We start from the raw sequence: 22,190 nt of genomic DNA on the forward strand, positions 1-22,190 counted from the left end.
TCGAGGCTGATCGTGACAACCAGTGAACATATTAGCTTTTATCGTCTATCGATTAGAATACCTAATTTATTAAATTGAAAGAAAATGAATTATATTCAGGCTCGGGACTGCCGTGTTCGAATTGGTGATTGGCAAAATTGATCAGATGAATTTCTGAGAAGATATGTAAGTGAAAATCGCCGGTGAAGCCCGATGTCCGGGCGGCAATCCGAATTTACGGTGCGAGCGATAGACGTTTCCGGGAACATTGCTCAGGCTGGTCGACGCGCTGTGGCTGCGTGCGCACCCGGACGATCCGCGTTCGAAGTGATCGGTCCGATCGCTGGAACCAACCTGGGAAAGCGTAAGCGTACCGTCAACCCACGGCCATCCAGGCCACTGTCCAGCGCGAAGGCGGCCTGATGTTGTTCGGCGATGCGCCTGACGATCGACAGGCCAAGACCACTCCCCGTAGCCGCGTGTCCTGCTCCCCGGTAGAAGCGCTCCCATACACGCTCGCGATCTTCCGCGGCGATGCCTGGGCCGGTGTCGCAAACCATCAGCACGGGCGCAGCATCCTCTCTGCGTGTAACAACATCGACGCGCGTATGCGGGCCAGCATATCGGATAGCGTTGTCGACCAGGTTGTTGAGCAGGATGCGAAGAGCGTCCTCGTTACCTCGAACGTGTACGGCAGATCCAGCGACAAGGCCGAGGTCAATTTCGTTTGCCTGGGCCAGACGCGCCCGCTCGCCGACAACCGAACGCGCGAGTGATGTGAGATCCAGGTCGGACATAGCCGGCGGCGTCGAATCGGGGCCGAGGCGAGCAAGTGTCAGGAGTTGCTCGGCGAGATGCGCGAGCCGCGCTGTACCGGTGCGAATCTGTGCGGTGATCAGGTCGCGCTCTTCTTCGTTGGGTGCTGTCGGCAGAAGATCAGTCTGCAGCGCCAGTCCCATGATTGGCGTGCGGAGTTCATGAGCGGCATCCGCAATGAAGTGGCGCTGGGCAGTAAAGGCGTTATCGAGACGTAACAGCAGATCGTTGAGCGAGTCGACGAGGGGTTTGACTTCTCCAGGAATCGCCGTGGTGTCTATCGTCTGCATGTTGTCAACATCCCGTCGCTTAAGGTTTGCGGCTATATCCCGAAGCGGACGCAGTCCGTAACCGATTCCGAACCAAAGGAAGAGGGCAAGCAACGGGACCAACGACAGCACTGGCCAGAGCAGGTGCATAGCGATCTCGGCCACCGCTTCCCATCGTGCACGTCTTGCCTGAGCCACTCGCACGAAGGTGTCGCCGTCGCGTGTGACATATGTGTGCCAGAGCTGCCCTTTGACAATAACGTCTGCGAATCCAGTGCCTGTTGGTGGGGGCAGTGCCGAGTCAAGATCGGTATTGAAAACCGGTGTTTCACCGCGCCAGACCTGGAGCAGTACAGCGTGCGATTGCTCTCCCGAAAGCCGGTCCTCGTTTGCGCCCTGCATGCCTTGCAGAGAAAGGTGCCCGTCAGGTTCGACCAGGACGTGCTGCGCGACCGCCTTCAACTGGTCATTTAGCAGTTCGTCCAGTTCAGTCAGCGCGCCACGGTAGGTGGCAGCGCTCGCCAGTAACCCGGTAAGCAAAGTCGCGGGGAGCAGCCACCAGAGCAGACGCCGGCGTAGCGATTTCAATCGATTTCTCCCATCTGGTAGCCGACTCCACGCACGTTACGGATTGCCTGCGTACCGAGTTTGCGCCGCAGGTTATGAATGTGAACCTGGATCGTGTTGCTGCCGATCTCCTCATTCCAGCCATACATGCGCTCTTCAAGCTGCTCGCGGGAAACCACGACGCCGGGTTGCTGCATCAGTTCGAGCAGCAGTGCGAACTCACGCGCCGTCATCGGGATTTCTACTTCGTGCAGCCAGACCCGATGCTGCGCCGGATCGAGGCGAAGCGGGCCGACGCGAAGGGTCGTTTGTGAATGTCCGGCCTGCCGTCGGCGTACTACGCGCATGCGCGCAAGCAGTTCATCAAGTGCGAAGGGTTTGACAAGGTAGTCGTCCGCACCGCTGTCGAGGCCCGCGACGCGGTCCGGAACCGCGTCGCGGGCCGTGATGATAATCACCGGGACGTCATCCTTGCGCTGACGCAGTCTCGCGAGCAGGGTAAGCCCGTCCTGTCCGGGCAGACCCAGGTCAAGAAGCACGAGCCCATACGAAGTAGTTCGCAGCGCCAGCGTGGCCGCATCGCCCTCCTGAGCCCAGTCTACCGCGAATCCCTCGCGTTGCAGTCCCCGCTGCAGGCCACTGCCAATCAGGGTGTCGTCCTCTACGAGAAGTATCCGCATCGAATCGCTCTTTTTTCCCCGGAATCAATGATGGTTATACAACGAGTCCCACCTTGCATTTGAGATGCGATGCCCCCCCTGCGACGTACCTGCAGCCGTCCCGCCGTAAGCTGCCTCAGCGTTACCGGCCGCAGGGTTCTGCGCAGCGACGCGCGCCTCCGCAGCCTGGATGTCAGAAGGGTACTGCGTTCGGCTTGGCTTGTAGCCGGCGTGTTGAAGCTGGGCAAGCTCTTCGCGGACCTGCGCGCGGGTCACAGGGTCGTTCGATGTCCGGGCAAAGCCAACGGTCGGTACGCCAATAATAAGAGAAAGTGCGACGACACCAGCAAGGGTTTTCATGATGGGTTCCTCCCTGATGGACCTGTCCTCAGTGCGGGCGGGATCACAATCGCCCGCCACAGAAGCGTGAGCCTGGATTCTTAAGAGACGATTAACGCCACGCGTTTTGATGCGTCGCTCACCACATCCTGGTTCAGGTGTCAGGCAATTAATGGTGTTCGTACAGGGGCATTGAGCTGCGGTGTGAGGTGCCTGTCCCGCCTGACTGTGAAGCACTGCCAGTGCTGCTACCCATTCCGGATGTCGACAGGCTGCCCGTGGCGTTTTCGGCTGCAACGCGAGCTTCCGCAGCCTGAATGTCATCTGGATAAGTCGCCCTGTTGCCCTTTGCGGGGTTGTAGCCCGCATTCTCAAGCTGCACAAGCTCTGCACGCACCTGCGCTCTGGTCGTATGGGTGTTCGATTGCGCAATGGCGAGAAGCGGTGCGAGCAGCAGCCCGATGCTGGCGATCCCGACGATGGTCGTTTTCATGTAAACCTCCATGTGTTGGGTGTATGTAAAATCTGCACCTTGAGTATGGCGAGGGAAACTTATGTGCGAGTTAACGAAGATTGATCTTGATTTATAAGCAATCCGAACATGCCAAATTCCAGCGAAATTTCCACGCGCCGCTCGAATATAGACGGGAGCCCGCGATGCGAATTGCGGACAACGGGAAAGATGGCAGATGTTGTTTGATTGCTCGCAGACCGGTCTAGAAGGTGTTATGCACTTTTGTTAAGGGCTGCAAAGTGGACGAGCATAAGCACGGAGAATACGACGAAATGCAAGCCAGCCAAGGTTTCGGGCAATCGCTCGTAGTCTCTGGCCAGACGACGGAAGCGGTTGAGCCAGCCGAAGCTGCGCTCCACCACCCAGCGGCGCGGCAACAGCACGAACCCCTTTTTCGCCTCCGCCAGTTTGATCACCTGAAGCTCAATTCCTTCGTCGAGTGCTGCCTGCGCAGGCTCTTCGCCGGTATATCCCTGATCGGCGAACGCCACCCTGACCGTCTGGCCGGTGGCCTGCTGAACCTGACGCGCCAGTTCTCCGAGCCTCATTGCCGTTTCGTGTGTACAGGATTGGTGATTTGAAATCTTGGGGTTTCCGTTGGGCCGCGAGCGCTTTGAGTAGTCAGGCTTCTTACGCGGTAAAACACAAGGAATCCTGATGGTGTTGCGATACCAGCTTGTTTTCCAGTCAATGAAAGCAGGTTGCGACAAGGCAACGCTCCGTTTTGGCGCTTGCCATGTGAAGTTTGCGTATAGCGTTTCGCTGGACAAGATTCCATTCGACAAATCGCTATTGCAGAGTCACGCTTATGGAGGAGCATTCGTCGGCCGGCATGGCTGATGAAATCGGAAGATGCGGATCTGATACCGGGGGTTTTCGTTCGATGCTGTCGTGGTAGGCCTATGGGCAAACCAGTGGGATGTCCGGGCGAGTTCTTGACCAAGGGCGGACATTCATTCGTGCGACCAGTTGGTGTCGCATTAAACGCTTATGGCGCGCTCCTCCTGGCGGACGACCGGTGCAGCGCATTATAGCGAGGCGTGTCGTGACACTGGCAGGCGCTCAATTGCTCTGACGCCAGATCGATAATCTGATCGACGCCCCGGGCCAACCGGTAGGTCCGCGTAGACGACATGATTGCTGGCAGCCGCTATTCAGATTGATCATTATGACGCCAGCAGTGTACGAATGTGGACTTTCTGTTCGATCCAGGGCATGTGTCGTGCCACAAGTATGGGTATTGAAAGAGCCGAAACTTCGTACGCGTCGAATCGCGCTGCCCGATTCTTTGTATCGCTGGCGTACGCAGCACACCCTACATAGACATCTACTTTTGCCTATGGGAGTGGCCGTACTTCTGAACTAGTCAGCTGGCCGTAGTGCTAAGAAAGCCTTCAGCCTGAGAGCGTAGGATGCAATCGTTCACAATAGCTCGAGTGCTTTATGTCGTCGAAAATACATCCCGATTCCGCCCATGATGAATGGTCCACATGGCTACTCGATCGCCGTCATGGTGGTGATCCAGAGTATGAGAATAATGTTCATTCAGAAGTTACTCAGTACGCAGACCGTATTCTTGACCTCGTAAATTTATCCCCCGGCATGACGCTAGCCGATGTTGGGACGGGTAGCGGCCTTGTAGGATTCAGGGCAATCGAGCGGGTGGGGGCAGCTGTCAGGGTGATCATGACCGACATATCTGCCGCGTTGCTCAGGCATACACGTGAAACGGCGAAGACTTTGGGCGTCGAAAGCCAGTGTTCGTTTTTGCGCGGCAGCGCAGAACATCTGGGCGGTATTGGTAACGAAACAGTCGACGCATTGACGATGCGAGCTGTATTGGCATATGTAGATAACAAGCCTCAGGCAATGAGGGAAATCTATCGCGTACTCAAATGCGGTGGCCGGTTTGCCATGGCAGAGCCGATTCTGCGCGACGAAGCACTCGAAGTCTGTATGCTCAGGCAACTGATCGATTCGCATTCAATCAATACAGACGATCCTTTCTTTCCACTTCTTCTTCGCTGTCGATCCGCACAATTCCCGGACACAGAGGACCGGCTGAAGTCATCGCCGATTACAAACTACGGCGAACGCGATCTCGTCCGATTCGCGATTGACGCAGGCTTTACAGACATCCATCTTGAATTGCACATTGATGTGCAAACCGAAGCGTCCCTTCCATGGGAAACGTTTATACGCACGTCTCCTCATCCACTTGCACCGACGCTGGAAGATATCTTCCAAAACCAGTTCACCCGCGATGAGCGTGATTATCTCGAAACCCGAATGCGCGCCATCTTCGAGAGCGGCAAACAGATGGGGGCAGCACGAATCGCCTATTTGACAGCACGGAAGCCGTGATCCGAACACTTCCTGTGTCGTGAGGAACGCTGTCGTATGTGGCTTGCTTCGAGCCGTAGCCCCGTATTGAACCGCGCTTGTCGGAGTAGTGCTTCAGCATTGACCGTGTTCGAGGCAGTGCTTCGAGGTGCCGCGGCACGGTTAGTGGTAATCAGGTGGTGTATAACATTACGCTCTGATGTTGATCAATTGGCCAATCGTCTGGCCGCTGGAGTTAACGGTTGGCGTCGAAGCTGGAGGTGTTGCGCGCGCGCCGCCGTCATCAGCGTCGCCGTCCATATCGGGCCCTACCTCGCCGGCTTCGCCGCCTTTGGGGATATTCTGCGTCTGGTAGTACTGTCGCGCAACGCTATTGTTGCCGATGGAAGAGATCGTCATAATTTTTCCTTCGAGAAAATGAGCACAACGTTGTGCTCACTCGCGTTATCGACCATTTTTTTAGCGACTTGAGTTTACTTTTTTCATGATTGATTTCTTTAAAAAATCAACAGAAAAATGACAAATAACATGAAAAATGATAGCCACTTAAGGAAACCTTCACATTGTGTGTATAAGCGAAGCAAATTATAGGTATTGATTTTTTAGATTGGATGATGGCGTCGATCTGACTTCAACCGGCGAACAATCGCGGACCATTAGATGCGCGGGTGACATCCATCTCCTGGGATTTTTGCGTTGACTTTGCGTTTGTATCCCGACGGTAGCTTCATTGAGATAACCGCAACTCATACGACCATCATGCATTTTGATGCACAGGGCATCGATCGCAAATGCCCTCAGTTTTTCTTCAGCTTCCCGGGGTATGATGTGTCTGATAAAACGCGACTCTTGTGTGCATGTTCTGCGAAGCTCGTCCACACTTTACCTGTACGCACCAGGATCAAGAACCTGCAACATAGAGGGGGCTAGTGATGAACGCCACTGCTATCGTTGAATTCCGCGCGCATCTTCTGGTTGCTTCGCTGATTGCAACGCTTCTCCAGGGACTGGTTATAGGTGGCATGCTTGTTCTCGAGATGCCTGAAGCCTGGTTTACCTCATCAGTCTTTCGCGCTGCCTCCATTTGTGTCGTAGTTGCTGGCGTGGCGGTGGTGCGTTACGTTGCTGCGGTTGCCTTTTGGGGCGCCCATCGGCGAGGGCATTTGTCGTTGGATGCGGCGGGGCATAATCTCATTGCAATTTCAGATATGTGCCCTTATGCGCAACTTGTTCTGCTTCATGTGCGACTGAATCGCCGGCGCTACGGAGTTGTTGTCTGATCCTGAACTGTGTTTGCATGATCGCGTGCCCGCAATGCGCTGAGCGCGGTTCTTGAGCCGTGTATGAAAACTACGGGGCGGACTCATTGACCAAATTTTCTGGATCCCTTCGAGAACTTCTTTCCAGCTGCGGCAGAAGATGCCGCATGCGCATCTTGCCCTCCGTCGCATCGAGGCGCCGTGTCGCTGTATCCCTTGCTCTATTTGCAGCCCTGGGTCTGGTCTTGCTGTGCGCGAAAAAAATTGAGACGCCAGACTTCAGTAGCATGTTATTGCTTGTGCTTGCCATTGCGTGCGGAATCGGCGTCCTTGGTGCACTCAGTTACACCATTTTTGCGACTTCGCAGATTGTCCGGTTTTTTTCCCGGAAATCGGCGGTGGCGAACTGCTTGCCTGATGTCACGGTTCTGAAACCGTTGCACGGAGACGAATGGCAGCTTGACGAGCATCTCGAGTCGTTTATCGACCAGGATTATCCAGGAGAGGTGCAATACATTTTCGGCGTGCATGATGGGGAGGATAAGGCACTGGCTGCCGTAGATCTCCTTCGCCATCGCTATCCCGGGAAGCAGATATCCGTGGTGGTCGATGCCCGGTTATATGGACCCAACCGGAAGATAGCGAATCTCGTCAATATGCTTGAGCGCGCAACCAGTGATGTTTTGTGTTTCGCTGACAGTGATGTTCTCGTTGCTCCCGACTATTTGCGTACGGTTGTCAGCGAACTTCAGGTGCCAGGAGTTGGTCTGGTTACTACGGTATACCGAGGGAGTTGCTCCGCATCCTTCTGGGCGCGCGTGGCTGGCGCGCTGACCGATTATCACTTCCTGCCCGGCGTGATCACAGGACTGGCTCTTGGTCGCGCCCGGCCCTGTTTCGGACAGTCTATTGCGATGACTCGGGGGACGCTTGCGGAGATCGGTGGTCTCGTCCAGTTTGCGCATCACCTTGCTGAAGACCATGCAATCGGAGAAGCTGTTCGGCGTGCGGGCAAGCGTGTGACGGTTTCGCCGAAAGTTGTCCTGCATGCCTGTACCTATGGAACTTTCCTCGGTATGTTCCGCCACGAGTTGCGTTGGAGTCTCACGATACGCGCCGCTGATCGCTGGGGGCATGCTGGTGCCATACTGATGCATCCACTTCCACTGGCAATCCTCGCCACTATATTTTCCCAAGGCGCAGCTATATCGTGGATCGCGCTCGGTGCGTCGCTTGGAGCGCGTGTCGCGTTGATCTACAAAATGGATCGTGCGACCCATCAGAGGACGAAAGGGATATTCTGGCTGCCCCTATGGGACGTCCTGCAGTTTGTGATCTACATTGCGAGTTTCTGCTCATCCTCTGTGGTCTGGCGCGGAACGCGTTTCCGTGTTGACCGTAGTGGCATGCTTTCACCCGATGGTGAAAGATGAGTCAGGACCTTCGAACGATGTGAGCTGCAGCCTGGCAAGCCGCGCTGGCATTCTGACGCTGCTCCCTCGCGGTCCCTGCCGACACCGTGCTGGAAGTCCCGCATCTAAATCGAGGTGGCTGGACTCGTGGTGAGGTGGGTGCCATGCGGCGTTGCATCCATCGTCGCGGTGATCGGCAATTCTGGATTGCCGAATATTGTGCGCGTGATTCGCCGTAGCGTCCAATGAAGCTGCATTGGACAGTGGGCTAGCAGCGTTTAACTCCCGGTGATGGTAAGTTGCCTAAAGAAATTCTGGCGCGACGATCTGTCGTTTACCATGGGGCCATGCGTTGTGCGATACGATCGCGGAAGACAAAGAAGTGCATCATTGCGCCGACAATATGCAGGCAGATGAATGCGAAGAGTGCCCAGGCGAGGACGCCATGCACATCGCCCATCTCGTGGCCAAAGGTGGAGCCAGCAGGCGAGAGGCCCGGCAATGGAATGGCATAGAGCAGGGTGACTGCCCAGCCACGCGAAGAGGCGTTGATCCAGCCAAGTAGCGGCACAATCAGCAAAAGTGCATAGAGCGCAAACTGCGTCAGCGAGGAAACAATGCGCAGCAGCCGCGAAATGTCGGCCGGTGGCGGCCGATGCGTCAGGCGCCACGCCAGCCTGCAAAGCATCGCGGCCAGGAGTGCCGTGCCAACCACGATATGTGCGCTGATCAAACCGACCGGCCGTGTGTCACGATGCACGTCGGGCATCGTCCAGCCCAATACGAATTGCGCGCAGACCAGCAGGACAATCAGCCAATGGAGAAAGCGTGCGACACGATCGTACTTTTCGGTAGTCTGCATGCTGTATTCTCCTCTGCCTCGTTGGGACCGTAACGCCGTGATTCTAGAAATATTCCGTTAAGAGAAGCTTAAGAAAGCGTAGCCGACGAGGGTGTGTTGGTTCGCTTCGCCTGACCGGACACTTCAATTTCCTGTGGCCCTTGAACGGCAGGAAATGCTACGAAAACACCCAGACCGCGCCCGTCCAGTCCTGTGCCGAATCGCAGGGTACCGTTGAAGTACCGCACGATGCGCTCGACGATCGAGAGTCCGAGACCGCTGCCAGGAGACTGGACGCCCGTCCCACGATAGAAACGATCGGTCAGTCGCGCGATATCAGTCTGGGCGACACCCGTGCCATCATCGAGCACCGCCAGACATTGTGTGTGCCCCTGATCGATTGTGATCACCTCGACGCGTCCATCTGGGTGGCCATACTTGATCGCGTTATCGACCAGATTCTCAAGCAGTATTCCAATCAGTACCGGGTCGGCCTGGATCGCGTGGCGGGAGTGCGGCTTCCCCTGCAATGCGATACCTTTGTCGCTCGCGCGCTGGGCGTGTCGCATGACCGCTTCATCAATCAGATCATGAGTATTGAGGATGCGGGCGGGAATGTGCTCCTGCTCATCCAGTCGTGCAAGCAGCAGCAACTGCTCAGCAAGTCGTGCACTGCGATCCACCCCCTGTACGACGCGTTGCATGGCCAGGCGCTGCAACGCCGGGTCGGATGTCGTCAAGGCAACCTGGGCCTGAACCTTGATCGCCGCGAGAGGAGTCTTGAGTTCGTGAGCCGCATCAGAGGTGAATGCGCGCTCCCTGACAATCGACTGCCTGAGCTGCGAGAGAAGACGGTTGATGGCTCCGACCAATGTCTCGACCTCGGCAGGTATCGACGCGATGTTAAGCGGCGTCAGCGAATGTTCATTGCGCGCCCGGATTGTCGCGGAGAGCACGCCCAGCGGTGTCAGGCTGCGCCCGATGACGTACCAGAGCATCACAGCGAGAGCAGGAAGCGCCAGTAGTAGAGGCCAGACAATCCGTATTGCGGCTTCCGTCGCGAGATCACTGCGGGTATTGGACAATTCCATGACCTGCACGTTGCGTCCGCTTTTCGGGTCACGGAACTGGTACAGCCGCCACGGGGTTCCACCAACATTGACGGTTCCCGGTCCGTCGTTGTCCCTCATTGCCGCGAACGTAGAAGGTGCTACTGGAAGGTTCGATACGATGCGGTGGCTCGCATCGGTCAGGGCAAAATGAATGTCCCGTGGAAGTCGATCGCTATCGGACCGGGGGCTTTTTTGTCGCCCAGGCCACGAGAGTTCGATCTGTGCATTGATGGGCAGCGAGGCAAACTGCTCGATATCTGCGGCGTCGAGCCGGGCGATAAACATCGCATATTCCACAAGGCGTGCATCTTCCCATTCCTGGACCTCGCGCGATGCGTACCGGAAACTGCCAAAGACGGCGAGCCCCCAGACGGCGCTCACGCAAAGCAACACGAAAAAGGACAGGCGGCGGCGAATGGAGTGGGCGGTCATGGTTTTTCAACCACATAGCCCACGCCGCGTACCGTGCGGATGAAGTCGGTTCCGAGTTTCTTGCGCAGGTTTGATACGTGCACTTCAATCGTGTTGCTTTCAACCCCGTCCAGCCATCCGTAAAGGTGGTCTTCCAGCACGCGCTTCGCTTGCGGAACACCCTGATGGGTCAGCAGTTGGTGAACAATCGTCCACTCTTTTGCCGTGAGCACGACGCGTGTTTTATTACGCATCACAGTCCGCGATGGAACATCGACTTCAATTTCACGCCACACGATCGTTTCCTGGCCGCGCCCCTGTGAACGTCGCACGAGCGCGCGGCAGCGGGCGAGCACTTCGGACAGTTCAAACGGTTTTGCCAGATAATCGTCCGCACCGGCGTCCAGGCCGCGGACCCTGTCTGCGACCGTGCCGCGTGCGGTCAGGACGAGTACCGGGATATCGTCGCCTCCCTCCCGGAGCCCGCGCAGGATGTCGCTGCCGGATTTGCCGGGCAATCCCAGGTCCAGCACGACCATCAGGTAATGGGTGGTGGCAAGTGCCATCGTGGCCGCGTGGCCATCGCGCACCCAATCAAGACTGTAGCCGGCCTCGACAAGGCCGATCTCCAGACCGCTGCCGATCAGGTCATCGTCTTCAACGAGAAGTATTCTCATATGCAAGTGAAACGTATTCGCGTCCGGATAGCTGCTTCAATCGAAAATCCTTCAATTGTAGGCGACAGGCAATGGTAGTTCTGCGCAGTCAGGCGTGGCTGCCTGCTTCAGGTTACCTTCATGGATTCCCTGTAACCTGAGGCGACCGGGAATTATGTCGGCGCAATCAGGCATCGTTTCTGGATTAGTGAATATGATGTGCTGATTCCATTCGCGTCGATACGGTTACAGCGACTCCGGCATCGCGGCGCGGAGACGGACTCACTGGTTAGGTTTTATCCGGCGTTGCGGCAAAGAACGTGGCTTTCGCATCATTGAATCCGCAATCTCTGTCCCTTAGCTACATTAACAATCTGGACTGTTCCGCTCTTGTGACCATGATCCCAGCGTGGTCATATGTCGCTATCGGGTGCGATACTGGATCGTATCCAACTCCACGAAATAGACAAAAGGTTTGAGATGAGGGTGAGGACTTGACTACTGGAAATGAACGGGACGTGACCCGCTCTATCTGTGCTGCGTTAAAGCGGGCTCGCATGCGGCCCACATCAAGTCGGATCGCAGTGCTAAAGGTTTTTCTCGATTACCCCGATCAACATATGACGGCCGAAGAGATATTCCGGCATGTTCCGGCAGGAACAGAGCAGTGCAGCCTTGCGAGCGTGTACCGTTCGCTGGCTCAACTTGTTACCGCAGGTATGGTGATTAGTTCGTGGGTTGGTGAGAACAGGGTTGTTTACGAGTCCAATCCCGGTTTTCCGCATTCGCACATCATTTGCAGCATGTGTGGGGCGATCGAGAATTTCACGGACTCTTCGCTATCTGATCAGCAGGAGGCGCTTGTACGGGATCGAGGCTTTGATTATCTGGGCTGCAATGTGTTGCTCTTTGGCCGGTGCACGCACTGCAAGGTAGATAACAATCACTCACGTATTCACGGCCGTCTTGCTGGCAAGGCGCGTAATCGCATTCATGGTAGTGGGGCTATGGATTGTTCAACGTGCGCTTGCAGGGATGTGAGTAGAGAGAGGGTCTTTCGACAGGGCATCCGGTTGTGTGAGTCCGGGCCATCGGCGAGCAGTGCCGTCCGCGATATGATTGTGGGATTTGTGAGATCGAGCGCTTTACATCGCCCGCATTTTCTTCTTATGATCTGGTGTGTTCCGAGGGCACCATGACGTGGTCCGCAGCAGGATCATAAAACCTTTTGCGCCTGTCATGGAACGTGAACATTCGCAAGAGTGCGGCATAAGCTGCCCGGCGAATTTAAACCTGCGCGCCGTCGCAGGTTTTTTTTGATTGCGGGGCAAACGTTTTCCTGTGAATTGCATATCTCTTTCGTTCAACAACGTGTCTTGGTCATGGTATTTGAAAGCGTGATTTTGGATCTATCTCCGTGAATATGCTTTCCGGCTAAAGTGAGACGATTCGAATCGCTGCGTGAGAGGGCGATGCCGCGGTACAAACTGGCATCGCAGCATCAGGAATCGTAAAGCGGCACGCAAAATCTGGATCGTCTCGAGTTGTGGCACAGCCTCGGCCGCATTCGATCGAGTCTCAGTAGTGGTTGATAACGCGTCGGCGCCGGGAACGCCAGGAGCTCTTGTGCGTTGCCCCGTCGAGCGCGTTACTGCAACGTGGCCTGATTGTGCCTGAGCGTCGTCGAACCTTTAAGGCCTCGAACTCGATCTCTCAATCGCCCTGCGCCGGGCGGTCACCGCTGCGGCGCGGGAGTTTTCCGCCACTTCCACACAGCCGCCAACGAAGCTTTCGCAAGACTGGAACGTCAAGAAGCCGCGATTTTCCGAGCGAATGACGGCGCGGCTTGTACCGTAGAGGGGAGACTTGGGCCCGCTTCTTGCGGAGCCTTCCAAGGATCATCGATCAACGCTCTTCCCTGGGAGCCCACATGCGCCTGCTAAACCGTCTGGCTGTTTCAATGGTTTTGCCTCTGGCCTCATGCGCACTCGGACCATCAAGCCCAGGCGATCCGGGCTTCGGGGCTTCGCCTCCCATCCCGTCCCCTGAATCGTCGCTGCTCCCGATGGTCAACATCGCGCCCGTTCAGGCGCGCCCCCAAGGTTTCGTGCCGACCGTTCCTGATGGCTTTCTCGTCACCGAGTTTGCCGCTGGGCTCGCCCATCCGCGCTGGCTTTACACGCTGCCCAATGGTGACGTACTGGTAGCGGAAAGCGACGCGCCCAAAGAGCACGATGAGGGCAGTGGCCTGTTCGGCTGGGTGAGAAAGCAGGTCATGAAGCGCGCAGGTGCCGGCGTGCCGAGCCCCGATCGCATTGTGCTGCTGCGCGCCGCGCACGGTAGTGGCGTTGCGACGACCCAGACGATGTTCCTGCGCGGCCTCCATTCGCCGTTCGGCATGGCGCTCGTTGGCAATCAACTCTACGTTGCCGACACGGATGCTCTGCTGCGTTTCGACTACGTAACGGGCACCACCCGGATTACGAGTTCCGGCGTCAAGGTTGCCGACCTGCCCGCCGGGCCGATCAATCATCACTGGACCAAAAATATCCTGGCCGATCGATCTGGCAAACATCTGTACATCACGGTGGGATCGAACAGCAACGCAGGGGAAAATGGAGTTGGCGCCGAAGAAGGTCGAGCGCGCATTCTCGTGTACGACATCGCGACGGGCCAAATGCGGCCCTTTGCGACTGGCTTGCGCAACCCTAACGGGCTTGCGTGGCAGCCAAACAGCGGCGCATTGTGGACGACGGTCAATGAGCGGGACGATCTCGGCAACAATCTGGTCCCCGACTACATGACAGCCGTAAAAGATGGTGCTTTTTATGGTTTCCCTTACAGCTACTACGGCCAGCACATCGACACCCGTGTCACACCGCAACGGCCCGATCTGGTTGCCAGGGCAATCGTGCCGGACTATGCGCTAGGGAATCATACGGCGTCGCTGGGTCTCGTCTTTTACGACCGGACGCTTTTCCCGCCGCACTATCGTGGAGGCGCATTTGTCGGCCAGCATGGATCATGGAACCGGAAACCACGTACCGGCTACAAGGTCGTGTTCGTACCATTCGTCGATGGAAAGCCTGTCGGCGTACCTGAGGACTTTCTGAGTGGCTTTCTGACGGAAGACGGTCACGCCGTGGGCCGACCCGTTGGTGTTGCACTGGATGCCGCTGGGGCGTTGCTCGTGGCCGACGACATCGGTAATGCTGTATGGCGAGTAGCACCGCGAATCAATGATAAATCGGCTGCCGATGCGCCTGCAGGTAAATGATCTGCCAATTTCCTCTGAAGTCAGATGGACGCAGGACTATCGTGTAGATCAAACCGTTCCACCAGTCAAAACAGCCAGATCGTACGCGGGCGAATCCGTGGACGCTGATGTGTCGCACGTTGAGTTGGCAAGCGAAAGATCGCGACCCTGGCAACCCGGTTCTGTCACCGTGGTACGTGTTTCGCCCTGCGTACAGTCCGTCGGGGCAGGGGAAGAATGCGTGGAAGAATATTGCTCCCTGAGAGCAGCCGGTGCACTAGCGATCCCAGCACGTGCAAACCTATCAGTGCAGCCAGGCTGTAGGCCGCAATCATGTGAAATTGTCCTAACCAGTGTGCTAACTCCCGGCTTCTGGACAGCAGCGTCGGCAACGAGAAGAGTCCGAAGAAACTGGCTGCATGTCCTGCGGCATTGGTTTTTAGCCACCCGAGCAGAGGAGCCACGATCATCAGTACATACAGCAGGCGATGGACTGCAGCTTCTACGAAATTAGCGAGCGTATCTACCTCGTTTACGGAGGGCGGTAACCGGTCTCGCACGCGCAACCGGTTCATGAGGCGGGTGAGTGCCAGGGCGAGAATCGCAATGCCAACCGACTTGTGAAGGGGGAGAAGTTCCTCCCTGTCGTCGAGCAGCCACCCGATAACGAGGTTGCCGATCAGTGCGATGGCCAGCAGCCAGTGCAGAAGGCTAACTGAAAACGGATAGCGCGCAGAGTCTTTCAAGTGTCAGGCTCCCGGTCGATTTGACGTGTCATCAGCCAAGCAGGTCGTGGTAGTGTTTCCTCGTCGCGTCGATCTTGCGCAGAGCGTTCCTGGCAGTCGTCAGGTCGTTTGAACGAATGGCCTGATCAACCTCGGCGAGTTCGCGCCGTAGAGTCTGCATGCCTTCGTCGTAGGTGGGTTGGTCGTCGCGGTAAGGTTGATGACTGGCTTGCTCCACATCACTTTCCAGGCGGCCCACGTAACTGCTCAGCGCGGGCATAGTCGTGCTGGCCATCGCCCCCTGCATGGCGAGCTTCATATCCCTCATCAGCATCTTGATCTCCCCGGCCTGTGCAAATGGCGAGACCGCGAGAAGTGCCGCGAACAAGAACAGGCTGGCGCGAAGGGGGAGCGATGTCTTGGACATGGGCGTTCAACTGGCGTTGTTAATTCGATTCCACGATCGTACGGGGGACACGGTTAACGCAGTCTTAAGGACGCGGTGCGTCTTTGGGAGCGCGGCACGGCGCTCACCAACTGGAACGAAGATCACTCTCAATCATGAGTAGCCAGTCCGTAATCGTCGAGGCGGGAGGTTCTGGCTCGCGTCGTCGTTTATCAATACCGAAGCCGTGTTGGAAGTCAGTATCTCGGATCGGGTTCGTGCTTTCGCAACTCGTGTTACTTGGACCCGTGTACGTGCGCATGACGCTCGACTGGAATCTGCTCCTTGAACAGCAAAAACTGAAATTGCGGCGGCACCTCAGACAATCCAGACGCAACGATGCTGGCCCGGTCGTGTCCTGACCCGGTGACACTGAGCAGGTCGCAAGAGGGCACGTGCGTCCCGCACCTCATAAGGACGCAGGCGTCAAAGCTCCGCTTCTGCTGCGCAACCGGAGCAAAAAATCGGTGCACGGTCGCTTGTCTAAGCTGTCACTTGATCAATCATTCTATCTTTATATAGTATATTTATTGATATATTGTTCATGTTTGAATTGAGCTGATGACCCAATGGATCCGAGCCACTCCATCATCGACATGGCCAGCTGGCAAGCTCGCGCTATAAACGCGTGTGTGCCGCTAAAGGTGTTCGCCAATACAGATTGCCTGCTGTCGATGTGTCGCCTACCCAGAGAGAGCCGTCAGTGGTCGCGTTCGAGGAGGAGCTTCGGTTCCGGCAGCCGACCCTGTTCCAGCCGTTGGGCCCGCTCCGCGAAAGCGGCCCGCGGCAACCTGCCGCGAGTGCAAGAACTTCTTTTATTCGGTGGCGAGCCCGTAAGCGCTCGCCGATATGTCTGTGCTTTATGAGCAGTTTTGCGCCAATCCTCTGGGGGACGAATCATGTTGATTGACTCCACACATTTCACGCCCGGTCTCTCCCTGGCCGGGGGACTCATCATCGGCCTTGCGGCGGCTGTACTCGTGCTGTTCAACGGTCGCATCGCCGGTATCAGCGGTATCTTCGGTGGCCTGTTGAGCCTGCCACGCAACGACAGCGGCTGGCGCCTCGCCTTTGTCGCAGGTCTCGTCATCGCCCCTATAGTTGCAGGCCTCCTCGGCAAGCCTGCAATTGCGGACATCGAGGCGAACTGGGGCGTCATCCTGGTTGCAGGATTTCTGGTGGGGCTCGGCGCCCGCTATGCCAGCGGCTGCACCAGTGGCCACGGTGTGTGTGGCATTTCGCGCGGGTCGCTGCGATCGCTCGTCGCCACGCTGACCTTCATGGCGGCGGGACTTCTGACTGTCGTCGTCCACCAGCACCTGATTGGAGGCTGATATGGCAATTCTCATCGCACTGCTTTCGGGACTGATTTTCGGCGTTGGACTGATGGTCTCCGGCATGAGCAACCCGGCCAAGGTGCTGGGCTTCCTCGATATCGCCGGTCGTTGGGATCCGTCCCTCGCGTTTGTGATGGTGGGCGCCATCGTCGTGGCTTCGCTCGCATTCTTCGTTGCGAGACGCCGCAAGCGCTCGTTACTGGGCGTGGCTGTGCAGTTGCCGGCAAGCACGACAATTACGCCACGGCTCGTCCTCGGCAGCGCGACCTTCGGAGTCGGCTGGGGCCTGGCGGGCTTCTGCCCGGGGCCCGCGCTGGTCGCACTGGGCGCCGGCTATCCGAAAGCCATTGGATTCGTGGCAGCCATGGTGGCGGGCATGCTTATATTCGAACTCGTCGAACGAACGAAATCGGGCATGCAACGGGCGTAAGCAAGGCGCACAAGTACCGCTCCCGGCTGGTCACAATGGACCCCGAGCCGTTGAGGTAGGCGCTAATTGAGATGCCGCGACTAATAACGACAGCAGCCAGGGATAGCAACGCAGTATGAATGTCGAGACGACGTTCGAAACGAATGCGCAGTTTGCCGAAACCGGCAAACCTGGCGTGCGTGCGCTCGACTACCCAACGATGTCGGCCGAGCCGCTCGCGGGCTTCCACGCCACGACGGGCAATATGAGCCGTGATGCCGCGTTGCCTCAGGTAACGACGGCAGCGCGCAAAGTCATAACCTTTGTCTGCATGCAACTTGTCCGGGCGTTTGCGTGGCTGTCCGTTCAGGCCCGGCACCGCAGGAATGGCATCAAGTGTGGGCTCGAATGCCATCGAGTCGCGCCGGTTGGCGCCCGTGACCGTGATGGACAACGGGACGCCGCGCGCATCTACGACGATGTGCCGTTTCGATCCCAGCTTGCCACGGTCTGTCGGGCTGGGGCCAGTTTCCTGGCCCCCCGGGGGCTGGAAACACTGGCAGCATCAAGACTCGCCCGTTCCCAATCAATCTGGTCATGCTCACGCAATCGGCGAAGCATCGCCAGATGCAGTTTCTTCCACACGCCTGCTGCTTGCCAGTCGCGTAGCCTTCGCCAGCAGGTCATGCCGCTACCGAAGCGCAATTCTTTCGGCAGGTCTTCCCATGGAATGCCTGTTTGCAAGACATACAGGATGCCGTTCAATGCTGCGCGGTCATCCACCGTTCGGCGTCGTCCGCCTTTGGGCGACGGCGTGAACACCGGAATCAGCGGTTCCAGCGCCGCCCACAATTCGTTGCTGATTTTTCGTCTTGCCATGTCCCCATGGATATGGCGTCCGCGGCTTGATTTCCAGGTTGTGTTAGCGACTCTTAGTTTTTGAGTGATTTTCCGGAGAGGCTGAGCTTTGCCAGTGAAGGCTTCTCCTTTGCCCGACTGTTCGCTAACCGGCCAGCAGGGGTGCGCCGACAATTAGTGTCGGCGTCGTGTGATGTAAGCGGGATGCTACAAAAATACCATTTTACATAACGCAATTTATCAACTTTTAATTTTGGAGAGGTTATGCCGATAAGGCATGGCAATCGTGATGCGTCACACCAGCAATATTATGTCAATTTTTACGTCGCTGATCAGGTACTTTTCTTAGCTGCTGCGCCTCCGGGCCGGAATCCCGATTTCTACCGTGGCACGGATGATTTTGCGCCGCTACGCTTGAGCGCTCTCGTCATCGACGCGGAGCTGCCTGATGGATCACTGGCGACTGGCATATCTCGGGATCCGGCAGGTGCCGCGTGAGCTGAGCGAGTTCGAACTCAGCACTTTCTTTACTTTTTCAAAACGTGAACGCGCCCAGATCGATTCCCGGCGCACCGATCTTTACCGGTTGGCCATCGCGCTGCACGTTGGCTTCCTGCGAATGACCGGGCGACCGCTTGATTCATACAGGCAGATCCCAACCATTCTCTGGCGGCATCTTGGCCAGCAGCTTGATGTCCAGCCTCCGGATGTCGGGACGCTCAGGTCGATCTACGACGGGAACTTCAAGACGCTGTCCGACCACCAGGGCTTCGCGAAAACCATAGTCAACTTCCGGTCGATCGCTGAGCATCAGCGTCGGTATGTGATCCGCTGGCTCAAGGAGCAGCTCACCGGGCGCCCTGAGCGTGGACAACTAACGAGCGATCTGAAGCGCTGGTTTTACGAGCATCGTATCGTGATACCGCCGGATCGCCAGCTGAGGCAGTTCGTCATTCAGGCAGTACACGATATCGAAAGCACACTACACGAGACGCTCGCGGTGGCGCTCGGCATCGACAGGCTCGACAGTTGGGCGCGTATCCTGACTCAGCCGCATGGAGACCACGCCAGTCTGCAACGGTGGCTGTGGGCTGTCCCGCTTCGCGGCTCGACGCACCAGATGAATGAGGTGCTCGACAAGATCAAGCTGCTCACGATGTACGGAGTAGCTGACTGCTGGCCTGGCGAGTGTAACGATGCGATTGTGCGGCATTACGCGCGACGCTGCGCCAGTCGGCCGCCGTCGATCAGCAAACGGATCGAGCCGCACGGACGAAGGCTTGAGGCGGCGTGCTTCATGCGGTATAGCCTTTGTACAGCAACCGATCAGGTCCTCACGATGTTGCGTCGCTGGGTCCTGAAGGTCGTCAATGACGCGTCGCGTGACGTCGAAACCGCCAGATTGAAAGCGGCAGATCAGCTCCGTGAATTCGCCCTCGCCGTAAAGTGCGGTGGACTAGACTAAATCTGACAGTGGTTGGTTTCTCATGCTGGCGCGCATCGCCGCGGAGGGCGTAGCCCGTAGCGGCGATGCGCGCCGCAAACAGCAAGGAGTCCGCCATGACTCAGGAGCAGAAGGTAATTCGTGCCAAGGTCGGCATACTTGAGTTGGCCCGGCAACTCGGCAACGTCAGCCAAGCCTGTCGCGTGATGGGTTACTCGCGCGACAGCTTCTACCGATTTAAGGAACTGTACGATCGAGGCGGTGAGGCTGCGCTGCAGGAGATTTCCCATCACCGACCGTTGCTCAAGAACCGCGTAGATCCGCAGATTGAAGCCGCCGTTGTCGAACTGGCCCTCGAATTGCCAGCCTACGGCCAGATCCGTATCGCCAACGAAGTCCTCAAACGACATGCCCTGTCCGTTTCGCCCCAAGGCGTCCGTAGCATCTGGTTGCGCCACGATCTGGAGACCATGTCGAAGCGCCTGAAGGCCCTGGAAGCCAAATCCGCCCAGGAGGGTTTGGTGTTGACCGAGGCGCAACTCGTCGCGCTCGAACGTGCCAAGCACGAGAAGGAAGTGCACGGCGAATTCGAGTCAGAATGTCCAGGCTACTGCGGCGCGCAGGATACGTTCTATGTTGGCAACCTCAAGGGCGTAGGCCGTGTCTACCAGCAGACTTTCGTCGACACCTACTCGAAAGTTGCATTCGCCAAGCTCTACAATCGCAAGACGCCATTGCCGGCGGCGGACCTGCTCAACGATCGCGTTGTCCCGTTCTTCGACGGCTTCGGTATCCCGCTGCTACGCGTGCTGACAGACCGCGGCACCGAATACTGCGGCAACCCAGAGCATCATGAATACGAGTTGTACCTGGCTTTGGAAGACATCGACCATACCCGAACAAAGGCCAAGTCGCCGCAAACCAACGGGATCGTCGAGCGACTGCACAAGACCATGCTCAACGAGTTCTACCGCATCGCTTTCCGCAAGAAGATCTACGAATCGATCGCCACCTTGCAGACGGACCTTGATGCGTGGCTCGACCAGTACAACAATGAACGGGAACATCAGGGACGGTGGTGTTACGGCAAGACGCCGATGCGCACCTTTCTCGATTCGCTGGAACTCGCCAAGGAGAAACTCATTCCCCATTGATCGCTTCGTCTCTATCGGCCCGACTACCTGTCAGATCGAGTCCCGGCTAATACACTTTATGACGGTCAAAAGTTTGTCGAAGAAGCCGTTTCGGTGCTCGCGCCATTCTTTCAAGCCAAGCTGAAATAAGTTGCCCCGAGGGGGATGCCCCGGCTCCCCCGCATCTGGAGTCGATCCATGAGCCACATCAAGACCGTCACCTATCAGAACCTGGGCTGGGAAACCGCAGCCGACATCTACCTGCCGCCCGGCTTTGACGATACGAAGAGGTACCCGGCCATCGTCAGCACGCATCCCATTGGTAGCTGCAAGGAGCAGACCGCCGGCAACGTCTACGCCAAAGGCCTGGCCGAGGAAGGTTTCGTCGTGCTGGTACATGACGCGAGCTTTCAGGGGGCCAGCGGCGGTACGCCGCGATTCATCGAAGATCCGGCCATCCGCGTTTCCGACATTCGTTTTGCGGTCGATTACCTGCAATCGCTGCCCTACGTGGACGCCACCCGCATCGGCGCAATCGGCGTGTGCGGTGGCGGTGCCTACACCGTGCATGCGGGGATCACCGACCATCGCCTCAAGGCGTTAGTCTCCATCACCGGTGTGAACTACGGCCGTCTGATCCGCGAAGGCTTTGCCCAGTTCAAGCCACTCGAACTCGCCGGAAACATCGCCCAGATGCGCACGGCCCAAGCCCAGGGTGCCGAACGTGACGTGGCGAACCTGCTGCCCGAATCCGTGGCTTCGGCCCGGAAAGCCGGGATCACTGACATCGACGTTCTGGAAGCAACCGACTACTACAAGTCCGCACGCGGTCAGCAGCCTAACGGTGCCACCAGCCAGTTGATGTCGTTCAGCGGCGCGGCAATGGGCTGGGATGCCTTCACGAATGCCGAGGTTCTACTGACTCAGCCGCTGATGGTGGTGATCGGCGACAAGCCCGGTGGCTTCGGCGCCTTTCGCGACGGATGGGAGATCTACAGCCGCGCCGCCTCGGCGAACAAACACATCATCGTGATCGAGGGATGGTCGCATTACGATCTGTACGACAAGCCCGAACCTGTAGCCATGGCGATGGCGAGGGTTGTGCCGTTTTTCAAAGACAACCTCTAAGCTTTCGCAGCATCGGTTGCTGCCGCCTTCTATCCGGCGAGGTGGCTCAATGGGTCATTGAGCCACCGCCCCATCTGCCTGATATGCAAGACAGATGGATGAATCTTGCCGCGTCCCTGTTGCGTCACCTTCCGATGCTTCAAAGCAAGCGCTAGTTGTCCGCTTGTCGACGTCTTGCGGACACCTAAATCGGACGCGTAAATGCCCGGTTGTGGCCGACGACCGCGCGGCCACCGCCTCGGCTGGATGTTCGATGCGAAAGGCATAAAGCACCCCGT

The 22,190-nt window shown here is 57.3% G+C and carries 19 protein-coding genes and 3 pseudogenes; 10 read left to right on the forward strand and 12 right to left on the reverse strand.

The window, feature by feature from the left end; all coding sequences use genetic code 11:
- Positions 1-251 precede the first annotated feature (251 nt).
- The 5 genes and pseudogenes from F4827_RS32355 to F4827_RS32375 form a co-directional block, all read right to left on the reverse strand.
- Positions 252-1,652 (reverse strand): HAMP domain-containing sensor histidine kinase, encoded by a 1,401-nt coding sequence (locus F4827_RS32355; protein ID WP_183732525.1) that lies wholly within the window; start codon positions 1,650-1,652, stop codon positions 252-254.
- A complete protein-coding gene (locus tag F4827_RS32360) occupies positions 1,649-2,311 on the reverse strand; it encodes a response regulator (RefSeq protein WP_183732522.1) in 663 nt (220 codons plus the stop codon). Before F4827_RS32360 ends, F4827_RS32355 begins: the two co-directional genes overlap by 4 nt.
- A 24-nt stretch (positions 2,312-2,335) precedes the next feature.
- Positions 2,336-2,650 carry a DUF4148 domain-containing protein gene (locus F4827_RS32365; RefSeq protein ID WP_183732519.1) on the reverse strand — a complete coding sequence of 105 codons (315 nt, stop codon included), beginning with the start codon at positions 2,648-2,650 and terminating at the stop codon, positions 2,336-2,338.
- A gap of 148 nt (positions 2,651-2,798) precedes the next feature.
- Entirely contained in the window at positions 2,799-3,122 is a 324-nt protein-coding gene (locus F4827_RS32370; protein WP_183732516.1) for a DUF4148 domain-containing protein, read from the reverse strand.
- Between the two features lie 233 nt (positions 3,123-3,355).
- Positions 3,356-3,679: pseudogene (locus tag F4827_RS32375) on the reverse strand (transposase); the annotation flags it as partial.
- 907 nt (positions 3,680-4,586) lie between these two features.
- On the opposite strand from F4827_RS32375, the gene F4827_RS32380 reads away from it, so the two are divergent.
- Positions 4,587-5,507: a class I SAM-dependent methyltransferase gene (locus F4827_RS32380; RefSeq protein WP_183732513.1), complete on the forward strand. Its 921-nt coding sequence runs from the start codon at positions 4,587-4,589 to the stop codon at positions 5,505-5,507.
- A 168-nt stretch (positions 5,508-5,675) separates the two neighbouring features.
- Here the strand turns inward: F4827_RS32380 and F4827_RS32385 are convergent, their stop codons facing one another.
- Positions 5,676-5,885 (reverse strand): hypothetical protein, encoded by a 210-nt coding sequence (locus tag F4827_RS32385; RefSeq protein WP_183732606.1) that lies wholly within the window; start codon positions 5,883-5,885, stop codon positions 5,676-5,678.
- Positions 5,886-6,418: 533 nt separating this feature from the next.
- Between F4827_RS32385 and F4827_RS32390 the strand changes: the two genes are divergently transcribed.
- Positions 6,419-6,766: a hypothetical protein gene (locus F4827_RS32390; RefSeq protein WP_183732510.1), complete on the forward strand. Its 348-nt coding sequence runs from the start codon at positions 6,419-6,421 to the stop codon at positions 6,764-6,766.
- Positions 6,767-6,912: 146 nt separating this feature from the next.
- Positions 6,913-8,178 (forward strand): bacteriohopanetetrol glucosamine biosynthesis glycosyltransferase HpnI, encoded by a 1,266-nt coding sequence (gene hpnI, locus F4827_RS32395; RefSeq protein WP_409258884.1) that lies wholly within the window; start codon positions 6,913-6,915, stop codon positions 8,176-8,178.
- Positions 8,179-8,491: 313 nt separating this feature from the next.
- Here the strand turns inward: hpnI and F4827_RS32400 are convergent, their stop codons facing one another.
- The 3 genes from F4827_RS32400 to F4827_RS32410 form a co-directional block, all read right to left on the reverse strand.
- On the reverse strand, positions 8,492-9,019 hold the full coding sequence (locus F4827_RS32400; protein ID WP_183732507.1) for a cytochrome b: 528 nt from the start codon (positions 9,017-9,019) through the stop codon (positions 8,492-8,494).
- A 68-nt stretch (positions 9,020-9,087) separates the two neighbouring features.
- Positions 9,088-10,542, reverse strand: a complete 1,455-nt coding sequence (locus F4827_RS32405) for an ATP-binding protein (RefSeq protein ID WP_183732503.1) — start codon at positions 10,540-10,542, stop codon at positions 9,088-9,090.
- Complete coding sequence (locus F4827_RS32410) at positions 10,539-11,198, reverse strand: response regulator (RefSeq protein ID WP_183732500.1); 660 nt, start codon at positions 11,196-11,198, stop codon at positions 10,539-10,541. Before F4827_RS32410 ends, F4827_RS32405 begins: the two co-directional genes overlap by 4 nt.
- A gap of 536 nt (positions 11,199-11,734) precedes the next feature.
- Between F4827_RS32410 and F4827_RS36085 the strand changes: the two genes are divergently transcribed.
- Both F4827_RS36085 and F4827_RS32420 read left to right on the forward strand, forming a co-directional pair.
- Positions 11,735-12,376 carry a Fur family transcriptional regulator gene (locus F4827_RS36085; RefSeq protein ID WP_409258887.1) on the forward strand — a complete coding sequence of 214 codons (642 nt, stop codon included), beginning with the start codon at positions 11,735-11,737 and terminating at the stop codon, positions 12,374-12,376.
- A 731-nt stretch (positions 12,377-13,107) separates the two neighbouring features.
- Positions 13,108-14,454 carry a sorbosone dehydrogenase family protein gene (locus F4827_RS32420; protein ID WP_183732493.1) on the forward strand — a complete coding sequence of 449 codons (1,347 nt, stop codon included), beginning with the start codon at positions 13,108-13,110 and terminating at the stop codon, positions 14,452-14,454.
- A gap of 164 nt (positions 14,455-14,618) precedes the next feature.
- Here the strand turns inward: F4827_RS32420 and F4827_RS32425 are convergent, their stop codons facing one another.
- Both F4827_RS32425 and F4827_RS32430 read right to left on the reverse strand, forming a co-directional pair.
- On the reverse strand, positions 14,619-15,179 hold the full coding sequence (locus tag F4827_RS32425; protein ID WP_183732490.1) for a cytochrome b: 561 nt from the start codon (positions 15,177-15,179) through the stop codon (positions 14,619-14,621).
- A 31-nt stretch (positions 15,180-15,210) separates the two neighbouring features.
- Positions 15,211-15,585 carry a cytochrome b562 gene (locus tag F4827_RS32430; RefSeq protein ID WP_260175526.1) on the reverse strand — a complete coding sequence of 125 codons (375 nt, stop codon included), beginning with the start codon at positions 15,583-15,585 and terminating at the stop codon, positions 15,211-15,213.
- 917 nt (positions 15,586-16,502) lie between these two features.
- Here F4827_RS32430 and F4827_RS32435 point away from each other — a divergent pair.
- Entirely contained in the window at positions 16,503-16,937 is a 435-nt protein-coding gene (locus F4827_RS32435) for a YeeE/YedE family protein (RefSeq protein ID WP_183732487.1), read from the forward strand.
- Between the two features lies 1 nt (position 16,938).
- The gene (locus tag F4827_RS32440; protein ID WP_183732483.1) at positions 16,939-17,370 is read left to right on the forward strand and encodes a DUF6691 family protein; all 432 of its coding nucleotides are present in this window, start codon (positions 16,939-16,941) and stop codon (positions 17,368-17,370) included.
- A gap of 82 nt (positions 17,371-17,452) precedes the next feature.
- On the opposite strand, the pseudogene F4827_RS32445 reads toward F4827_RS32440, so the two are convergent.
- Positions 17,453-18,228 (reverse strand): annotated as a pseudogene (locus tag F4827_RS32445) (IS5 family transposase); the annotation flags it as partial.
- Positions 18,229-18,655: 427 nt separating this feature from the next.
- Here F4827_RS32445 and F4827_RS32450 point away from each other — a divergent pair.
- The 3 genes and pseudogenes from F4827_RS32450 to F4827_RS32460 form a co-directional block, all read left to right on the forward strand.
- Positions 18,656-19,654: pseudogene (locus F4827_RS32450) on the forward strand (DUF4158 domain-containing protein); the annotation flags it as partial.
- Positions 19,655-19,767: 113 nt separating this feature from the next.
- Positions 19,768-20,805 carry an IS481 family transposase gene (locus F4827_RS32455; RefSeq protein WP_183732480.1) on the forward strand — a complete coding sequence of 346 codons (1,038 nt, stop codon included), beginning with the start codon at positions 19,768-19,770 and terminating at the stop codon, positions 20,803-20,805.
- Between the two features lie 177 nt (positions 20,806-20,982).
- Positions 20,983-21,912: an alpha/beta hydrolase gene (locus tag F4827_RS32460; RefSeq protein ID WP_183732477.1), complete on the forward strand. Its 930-nt coding sequence runs from the start codon at positions 20,983-20,985 to the stop codon at positions 21,910-21,912.
- The last annotated feature ends 278 nt before the right edge of the window (positions 21,913-22,190 follow it).

The organism is Paraburkholderia bannensis, assembly GCF_014200455.1.
Taxonomy (GTDB): Bacteria; Pseudomonadota; Gammaproteobacteria; order Burkholderiales; family Burkholderiaceae; genus Paraburkholderia; species Paraburkholderia bannensis_A.